The organism is Brevibacillus sp. FW306-2-1A-C05A, assembly GCF_058781555.1.
This window is the reverse complement of sequence record NZ_JBYSWV010000098.1, coordinates 1-2,369: the sequence shown is the minus strand read 5'-3', so window position 1 is coordinate 2,369 and position 2,369 is coordinate 1. Positions and strand designations below refer to the sequence as shown.

Below are 2,369 nucleotides of genomic sequence, written 5' to 3'. Positions count from 1 at the left end.
TGTCCAAAGACCAATCTCGTCCAGTTTCTGTAATAATTCTCGTTAAGACAGGAACCCAAGTTTGTTTTTTAACATTCAATAAGACTTAAAAAGGGGCTGTCTCAAACTACCATGGCCTGACAGCCACCACATTGAATGAAAATGTACTTGGCCTGTGAACCTGCTGATTTCATAATAAAATTAGCAGGTCACAGGCCGATACTTTTTTGGTGGCAATAACCCCGAGTCTCAAACCGGCCGACTGCACCTACGAGCACCGCCGATTGTTACCATGAGTACGTGTATAAAAATACTTTGCTTCGGGTGCATGGCCTGCATCATTTTCTACAAAGGAAGTGATGGGAATGGATGCAATATTAGAACGATGTGCTGGACTCGATGTACACCAAGAGACGGTGGTAGCATGTGTTATGTATGGTCCTTTGGACAGAAAACCGAAACAAGAAACCAAGACTTTTTCTACCACTACCAAAGGACTCCTTGAACTTCACGATTGGCTCCATCAATACGAATGTACGCACATTGCAATGGAAAGCACAGGAGTATACTGGAAACCGGTATGGAACGTTCTTGAAGGGAGCTTTACATTGGTACTCGCCAACGCTAAGAGAATCAAGAATGTTCCAGGTCGAAAAACGGATGTAAAAGATGCAGCTTGGATTGCTCAATTACTCCGCTGTGGGCTGATCACTCCCAGCTTTGTTCCGCCCGAAAATATTCGAGATTTACGCGATTACACTCGTTATCGGAGAAAGCTGCTCGGTGATGCTACGGCGGAAAAAAACAGAATCCACAAGATTTTGCAGGATGCCAACATCAAGCTGACAACATATGTGAGTGATGTATTCGGTGTATCCGGAAGAGCCTTACTCGAATCGATTGTGAACGGTGAGGTGCTAAGTCCAGACCAAGTAAAAGATCTAGTCAAAACATCACTGAAAAGAAAAGTTCCGCAACTTATAGAGGCTTTGAATGGTCGAGTTCGAGCTCATCATCGAAAAATAATCGGGATGCACCTCGATCACTTGAGGTATCTCGAAGAACAAATTAGGGAAATCGAAAAAGAAATCGACAGGCTCCTCAGTCCTCATTTGGACATTGTTGAACAACTCATCACCGTTCCGGGGATTCAAAAGGATGCGGCGGCGGTCATCCTAGCAGAAATCGGATACGATATGTCTTGTTTTCCATCGGATGCCCATCTCTCATCATGGGGAGGTTTAAGTCCAGGGAACAACGAAAGTGCGGGCAAGAAAAAAAGCTCCCGAACCACGAAGGGAAACAGGAGCTTGAAAGCCGTACTTTGCCAGGCAGCTTGGGCCGCGAGTAAATCGAAAGGCACTCGGCTCGCTTCGTTTTTTTATCGCATCCAGAAACGAAGAGGCCAGAAAAAAGCTACGATGGCCACGGCTCACCTCATATTACGTATTATATATCACATGTTGAAAAATAACATAACGTATCAAGAGTTTGGATGGGATTACTTACAAGATCAGGATCGAGTTGTTGATTATTGGATCAAGAGAATTGAATCACAAGGGTTCAAGGTAATGATTGAACCAACTGAGGTCGTGTAAGTAAATACCATATTTTGGATATATCTAGCAACCAACTGTAGTCCGTCCCTTTTTTTGCTTTTTAGGGGGGGCATTTTCGTATAAAAAGTCGATATTTCGACTTTGAGATGCCCCTTTGTATGTCAGAAACGTTGATATAGCAATGTTTCTGATTTTTAAACGTTAGCGGATTTGCCCTTTTTGGACAGCCCCTAGACAATCTTTTTGATGGCATCGAGTACCCGGTCTGCTTGAAAAGGTTTCACCACAAAATCTTTCGCGCCAGCCTGAATAGCATTTAGAACCATTTGTTGTTGTCCCATAGCAGAACACATGATAACTGATGCATTGGGATCGATTTTCTTAATGCCCTTTACGGCATCTATTCCCTCCATCACAGGCATTGTAATATCCATTGTGACTAAATCAGGCTTTAATTGTGCATATTTTTCTATTGCCTCCAAACCATTCTCAGCCTCACCAATTACCTCATGCCCGCCTTTTGTCAAAATGTCCGTTAACCGTAGTCTCATGAACGCAGCATCATCAACGACTAATATTCTAGCCATAAATTACATCTCCTCAACCTTTTGTCCTAGTAACATATACCCATTTTCAATAGGAGTAAACAATAGCAATAGAATACTTGATTGGAAAGGATTCATGTAATAAGGAGAGCATACCTGTGTTTGGCAAAATAAAGATCCATCTAAATAAATGATAGAATCTCTTGATATATATTAGGTAAAGACTATCGCCTGAAAATAATAGGAAATATTTCCTCCGAGGGTGAAATTGCTGTTTATAGAAGAT

2 protein-coding genes are annotated in these 2,369 nt (G+C 42.1%); one reads left to right on the top strand and one right to left on the bottom strand.

Features of this window, described 5'->3' with window-relative positions; genetic code table 11:
- Positions 1-344: 344 nt before the first annotated feature.
- Positions 345-1,577, top strand: coding sequence for an IS110 family RNA-guided transposase (locus AC3WJN_RS25460; protein WP_005833250.1), 1,233 nt, complete (start codon positions 345-347; stop codon positions 1,575-1,577).
- 191 nt (positions 1,578-1,768) lie between these two features.
- Here the strand turns inward: AC3WJN_RS25460 and AC3WJN_RS25455 are convergent, their stop codons facing one another.
- Positions 1,769-2,125, bottom strand: coding sequence for a response regulator (locus tag AC3WJN_RS25455; RefSeq protein ID WP_005833252.1), 357 nt, complete (start codon positions 2,123-2,125; stop codon positions 1,769-1,771).
- Positions 2,126-2,369: the final 244 nt, after the last annotated feature.